Source organism: Microbacterium sp. UBA837 (assembly GCF_002296025.1).
In the GTDB taxonomy this organism is placed as follows: domain Bacteria; phylum Actinomycetota; class Actinomycetes; order Actinomycetales; family Microbacteriaceae; genus Microbacterium.
This window is the reverse complement of record NZ_DBHD01000166.1, coordinates 1-6538: the sequence shown is the minus strand read 5'-3', so window position 1 is coordinate 6538 and position 6538 is coordinate 1. Positions and strand designations below refer to the sequence as shown.

The window sequence follows — 6538 nt, the reverse complement described above, 5'->3', positions numbered from 1 at the left end:
ACCACCTCGGCGGCGCGCAGATCTGGGCCAAGCGCGAGGATGTCTCCAGCGGCCTGGCGTACGGCGGTAACAAGGTCCGCAAGCTCGAGTACATCGTCCCCGACGTCATCGCCTCGGGCGCAGACACCCTCGTGTCCATCGGCGGTTACCAGTCCAACCACACGCGACAGGTGGCAGCTGTTGCGGCCCACCTCGGTTTGAAGGCCCGGCTCGTGCAAGAGAAGTGGGTGCCGTGGGAGGACCCCACCAACGACAAAGTGGGCAACATCCTGCTCTCCCGGATGATGGGAGCAGACTCGCGCCTCGACGACGCGGGGTTCGACATCGGCATCCGGGACTCGTGGAAGACGGCGCTGCAGGAAGTCGAGGATGCCGGCGGCGTGCCGTATCCGATCCCGGCGGGAGCGTCAGAGCACCCGCTGGGCGGACTGGGATTCGCCAACTGGGCCTTCGAGGTCGCCGAGCAGGAGAAGCAGCTCGGGGTCTTCTTCGACACGGTCATCGTCTGCACGGTGACCGGGTCCACCCACGCGGGCATGATCGCCGGCTTCGCAGCCTTGGAGGAGCTGACCGGAGTGCGCCGCCGGATAATCGGGATCGACGCATCGGCAACGATCGAGAAGACGCGGGAGCAGGTAGCGCGGATCGCGCGGAACACCGCCAGCCTCATCGAACTAGGCCGCGATCTGCGAGACGACGAGATCCAGGTGCTCGAAGGCTGGGCTGGTGACCTGTACGGCATCCCGGTCGACTCGACAATGGCCGCGATGGCGCTCGGCGCGCAGCTGGAGGCCATGATCACCGACCCCGTCTACGAAGGAAAGTCCCTGGCCGGGCTGATCGACCTGGTGCGCAGCCGCGACATTCCCCAAGACTCGACGGTGCTGTACGCCCACCTCGGCGGGCAGCCCGCGATCAACGCCTATTGGCGCCTATGGGACTGAGCGCGCGAGCGCAAGGGGATGGCATCGGACAGGCGCGTGTGGCAGGTTAGGCAGACGACAGGCCCTCCGACATCCGGAACCACGGGAGGAACAGATGACCGCCGCGGAACCGACGACAAATACCGTCTCCATCCCGATCCTGACACAGGAGCCGTTCCCCGATACACCCGGAAGCGCGGAGCCTGAATGGTTCAAGACGGCGGTCTTCTACGAGGTCTTGGTCCGATCCTTCAAAGACAGTGACGGCGACGGAACCGGCGACTTCCGGGGCCTCATCGACAAGCTGGACTACCTCGAGTGGCTCGGTGTCGACTGCCTGTGGCTTCCGCCCTTCTTTCCCTCCCCCCTGCGCGATGGTGGCTACGACGTTGCCGACTACACCGGCATCCAGCCGGGCCTCGGAACTACCGAAGACTTCCAGGCTTTTCTGAACGCCGCGCACGAGCGGGGCATGCGGGTCATCATCGACTTCGTCATGAACCACACCAGCGACGAGCATCCGTGGTTCCAAGAGAGCCGCCGCGATCCCGACGGGCCATACGGCGACTTCTACGTGTGGAGCGACACCGACGAGCTCTACGAGGACGCCCGCATCATCTTCGTCGACACCGAGCCGAGCAACTGGACGTGGGATCCGGTGCGGCAGCAGTACTTCTGGCACCGCTTCTTCTCGCACCAGCCGGATCTGAACTTCGACAACCCGCGGGTCCACGACGCGGTGCTGGACGCGATGCGGTTCTGGCTCGACATGGGGCTCGATGGGTTCCGCCTCGATGCCGTCCCCTACCTCTACGAGCGCCCGGGCACCAACGGCGAGAACCTCCCCGAAACACACGACTTCCTGAAGAAGGTGCGCCGCATCGTCGACCGCGAGTATCCGGGACGCGTGCTCCTGGCCGAAGCCAACCAGTGGCCGGCGGATGTCGTCGACTACTTCGGGGATCCGGACGTCGGCGGCGACGAATGCCACATGTGCTTCCACTTCCCGGTCATGCCGCGCATCTTCATGGCGGTGCGTCGTGAGTCCCGTTATCCCATCAGCGACATCCTCGCGGAGACTCCCCCGATTCCGTCCGGATGCCAGTGGGGGATCTTCCTGCGCAACCACGACGAGCTGACCCTCGAAATGGTCACCGACGAAGACCGCGACTACATGTGGAACGAGTACGCGCAGGATCCGCGCATGAAGGCGAACATCGGCATCCGTCGCCGCCTCGCACCACTGCTGGACAACGACATCGATCGCATCGAACTGTTCACCGCGCTGCTTCTCTCCTTGCCCGGCGCGCCGGTGCTGTACTACGGCGACGAGATCGGCATGGGCGATAACATCTGGCTCGGTGACCGCGACGGCGTGCGCACACCCATGCAATGGACCTCGGACCGCAACGCCGGGTTCTCCACCGCCAACCCGGGCAAGCTTGCCCTGCCCATCGTGCAGGACCCGGTGCACGGATACCTCGCTGTGAACGTGGAAGCGCAGCAGGAGAACCGCTCCTCGCTGCTCCAGTGGACGCGTCAGATGATCCAGGCTCGCAAGCGCCACCCGGCGTTCGGACTCGGGAGCTTCAACGACCTGGGCGGGTCGAATCCGTCAGTGCTTTCCTACACGCGCGAGCACACCAACGACGACGGCACCGTGGACGTCATCATCTGCGTCAACAACCTGTCGCAGTTCCCCCAGCCGGTCGAACTCGACCTCCGTCGCTTCGAGGGGCTCGTGCCGGTCGAGCTCGTCGGCGGCGTTCCCTTCCCCCGGATCGGTGAGCTGCCCTACCTGCTCACCCTCGGCGGTCACGGGTTCTTCTGGTTTCAACTGCACTCACCGGCCGACGATGCAGAGGAGGTGGGGCTGCTGTGACCGCGCCCGACGCCGCTCTCCTGGAGAGCTATTTGATACGCACCCGCTGGTTCGGCGGCAAGGGGCGGCCATTCGAGGTCGAACAGGTACGCAGCATCGCGGACGTGCCTGCTCGGCAGGGGCGGCCGTCTCTGACCGTTTACCTCCTCACGGTGACCTATCGCGATCAGGATGCCGACAGCGAGCTATATCAGGTGCCGCTGAGCGGCTACCCCGACGTTGAAGAGCGAATCAGCCACGCCTACCTCGGGGGCATCGACACGGATGCCGGCCACATCCACCTCTACGACGCGGTGCACGACCGCGAGGCGATGCGCATCTGGCTGGACGGGTTCATCGCGGCGGAGGCCACGGGAACCGCGCAGGTCGATCGGCTGCGCTTCCACCGTGTCGCAGGCGGCGAACCCCTGGACGACTCGCTCGTCTCGTCACCGATGACCGGTGAGCAGTCGAACTCGTCGGCGCGGTTCGATGACACCGCGATCATGAAGCTGTTCCGCAAGGTGAGCCCCGGAACGAACCCCGACATCGAGATCCATGAGGAACTCACACGCGGCGGCTCCGAACACATCGCACAGTTGTACGGCTGGGTGGAGGTCGAGGTCGAGGGGCAGCTGCTGCAGACGGCGATGCTGCAAGAGTTCCTGGCGACGGCGACCGACGGATTCGAGCTGGCCGTCGCCAGCGTTCGCGCGCTCCTCGCAGATCCCGAGCAGCGTGCGGAGGACTCCGGAGGTGACTTCGCCGGCGAGGCCGCGCGTCTGGGTGCGGCCCTCGCGCAGGTCCATGCCCTGATGCGGTCGCGCTTTCCCGCCGAGCGCCGCGGTGCCGGCACCACGGCGGAGCTCGCCGACGCGATGCGGGGTCGCCTCGACCACGCGCGCCGGTCGGTCCCCGGGCTTGAGGCCAGCGTCCCGCAACTGCACGCCCTCTATGACGCTGTCGCCGCACTTGACACCCTCGAGGTTCAGCGCGTGCATGGCGACCTGCACCTCGGCCAGACTCTGCGTACCTCGCACGGATGGCGCATCGTCGACTTCGAGGGTGAACCGGGCCGGCCGTTCGAGCAGCGCTCTCTTCCGGATTCGCCGTGGCGGGATGTTGCCGGAATGCTGCGTTCGTTCGACTACGCGGCGGCGATGATCGAGGTGTCCTGGGCTTCGGACACCGATACCGATGAGGCGGGGGCTCTGCGAGCAGAGCGCGCGCGCGAGTGGTCAGCCCGCGCTCGCGAGCACTTCGTCGCGGCGTACGTCGCGGCTGCGGCATCCGATGACGGCAGCGACGGCGACACCGGCGCGGACCTCACCGGGCCTCACCGTGTGCTGCTGGACGCTTACGTCGCTGATAAGGCGGTGTACGAGGTCATGTACGAGATCCGCAACCGGCCCACGTGGGTTTCGATCCCGCTGGAGGCGCTCGAACGCGTTGCGAGGTCCTAGACTCCCGGACCCAGGCGCGTGGGAGTCCGGGGCTTCTCAGCTCGTGACGACCTGCGCAGTACCGAGGGGGGCGTCGGGGCCCATCTCGTCGGCGAGCCGGTTGGCCTCTGCAATGAGAGTGGCGACGATCTCGGACTCGGGAACCGTCTTGATGACCTCGCCCTTGACGAAGATCTGACCCTTGCCGTTGCCGGAGGCAACGCCCAGGTCGGCATCCCGGGCTTCTCCCGGTCCGTTCACGACGCACCCCATGACAGCCACGCGCAGCGGCACCGTCATGTCTTTGAGTCCCTCGGTGACGTTGTCGGCCAGGGAATACACGTCGACCTGGGCTCGCCCGCATGAGGGGCACGACACGATCTCGAGCTTTCGCTCACGCAAGTTCAGCGACTGCAGAATCTGGTGCCCGACCTTCACCTCTTCGGCGGGCGGCGCAGACAGCGAAACGCGGATGGTGTCGCCGATCCCCTCACCCAGCAGGATGCCGAAGGCGGTAGCGGATTTGATGGTGCCCTGGAAGGCGGGACCGGCCTCGGTCACCCCGAGGTGCAACGGCCAGTCACCCCGTTCGGCGAGCAACCGGTAGGCCTTGACCATCACAACGGGATCGTTGTGTTTGACCGAAATCTTGAAGTCGTGGAAGTCGTGTTCTTCGAACAGCGAGGCCTCCCACACCGCGCTCTCCATGAGCGCCTCGGGAGTCGCCTTGCCGTACTTCTCCAGCAGGCGCCGGTCGAGCGACCCGGCATTGACACCGATCCGCAGCGACACCCCAGCCGCTTGCGCGGCCTTCGCGATCGCCCCGACCTGGTCGTCGAACTTGCGGATGTTGCCGGGATTGACGCGAACCGCCGCGCAACCGGCGTCGATGGCTTGGAAGACGTACTTCGGCTGGAAGTGGATGTCGGCGATCACCGGGATCTGGCTCTTTGCCGCAATGATGTGCAGCACGTCAGCGTCATCCTGCGACGGCACTGCCACGCGCACGATCTCGCATCCGGATGCCGTGAGCTCGGCGATCTGCTGCAGCGTGGCGTTGATGTTGGTCGTCGGCGTCGTCGTCATCGATTGGACGCTGACGGGCGCATCTCCGCCGACAAGGACCTTACCCACCTTGATCTGGCGGCTCTTGCGGCGCGGAGCGAGGGTTTCGGGGACCTTCGGCATTCCGATGTTCACAGCTGGCACGGGACCAGCCTACGCATTCCGGCTGGGTGGCAGTCCGAGGTCGCCGAGGTGGGTCGGCGCTACTGCAGTCGGCGCATCTCGTCCTGGATCTTGCTCTCGGCGAGCGCGCCGCGGGTCGGACCGTACGCGTTGAAGCCCGCGAAGGCAACCCCGATCGCGATTCCAGCGATCGGCCAGGCGGGCCAGAAGTACCCCATCCCCGTCAGCGCCCAAATGAGAACAAAAAAGATGGAGAGCACCACCCATGTCGCCAGGGTGTACCAGAACCCCTGCTTTGCGCGAAGACTTGCGACCGCGCGCTGGCGGAGCTCGTCGGAACCACTACCCTGCGGATCTGTCATGTCTCGAATGTATTGCGAGCTGGCACCCGAGCGCCAGAGACTCGGCGCAGCGCAGCAGCGCTGTGGTAGTTTCGGCGCATGTTCGCGAGCACCCCATGGTGGCCCACCGTCTGAGGCGGTGTGCTCGTTGATCCTGAGACCGCCCCCGGGGCGGTCTTCTTTGTGAGGGTGGCCGCCCCACGACGAAAGACCGATCCATGACCGGGACTCCCCTTCCCTCCCTCGCCGGACTCGCCACCAGCGACATGCCGTTCGCGATCCTCGCCCGTGACTCCGCAACCGTCGAGGTGCTCACCGGCGAGGTTATCGACGTGGAGCTGCTGCGCGACATCCCGCTCCTGGCAGCCGACGGCACGCCGCGAGAGGTTCTCGCGCTCGTTCCGTTCCGACAGGTGAGAGAGCGCGGATTCGCGTGCCACGATGACGGCGCACCGTTGCGGTGTCTTGTCATCACGGAGCGCGCCACGTATCCGCGAGACGAAGCGCTGGCCGTCCTTCCCCACGACGTCATCCCGCTGCGGGACGCCGGGTTCGACATCGACGACGAGGCGTACGCCGACATCGTGCGCCGGGTCATCGCCGATGAGATCGGGCGCGGCGAAGGCGCCAACTTCGTCATCCGTCGCGATTTCACGGCAGATGTCGATGCTGACCCGCGGGTCGCGGCCCTCGCCTGGTTCCGGGCCCTCCTGGAGCACGAGCGCGGCGCCTACTGGACTTTCGCGGTGGTGACCGACGGCCACGTGGCGGTCGGAGCGAGTC

At 66.1% G+C, this 6538-nt stretch carries 5 protein-coding genes and 1 pseudogene; 4 read left to right on the top strand and 2 right to left on the bottom strand.

All coding sequences use genetic code 11. The features are described from left to right. The 3 genes from B3587_RS11970 to B3587_RS11960 all read left to right on the top strand — a co-directional run. Window positions 1-944 (top strand): 1-aminocyclopropane-1-carboxylate deaminase (locus tag B3587_RS11970; protein WP_292728938.1); only part of this gene is annotated, 944 nt, incomplete at its 5' end. A 94-nt stretch (window positions 945-1038) separates the two neighbouring features. Further along, entirely contained in the window at window positions 1039-2805 is a 1767-nt protein-coding gene (treS, locus tag B3587_RS11965; RefSeq protein WP_228177684.1) for a maltose alpha-D-glucosyltransferase, read from the top strand. Continuing rightward, a complete protein-coding gene (locus B3587_RS11960; protein ID WP_292728934.1) occupies window positions 2802-4247 on the top strand; it encodes a maltokinase N-terminal cap-like domain-containing protein in 1446 nt (481 codons plus the stop codon). Before treS ends, B3587_RS11960 begins: the two co-directional genes overlap by 4 nt. Before the next feature lie 36 nt (window positions 4248-4283). On the opposite strand, the gene ispG is transcribed toward B3587_RS11960, so the two are convergent. Together ispG and B3587_RS11950 are read right to left on the bottom strand one after the other, a co-directional pair. Continuing rightward, window positions 4284-5414 carry a flavodoxin-dependent (E)-4-hydroxy-3-methylbut-2-enyl-diphosphate synthase gene (gene ispG, locus B3587_RS11955; protein ID WP_228177826.1) on the bottom strand — a complete coding sequence of 377 codons (1131 nt, stop codon included), beginning with the start codon at window positions 5412-5414 and terminating at the stop codon, window positions 4284-4286. Window positions 5415-5494: 80 nt separating this feature from the next. Next, on the bottom strand, window positions 5495-5776 hold the full coding sequence (locus B3587_RS11950; RefSeq protein ID WP_228177682.1) for a 2TM domain-containing protein: 282 nt from the start codon (window positions 5774-5776) through the stop codon (window positions 5495-5497). Window positions 5777-5973: 197 nt separating this feature from the next. On the opposite strand from B3587_RS11950, the pseudogene B3587_RS11945 reads away from it, so the two are divergent. Continuing rightward, window positions 5974-6538 (top strand): annotated as a pseudogene (locus B3587_RS11945) (chorismate-binding protein); the annotation flags it as partial.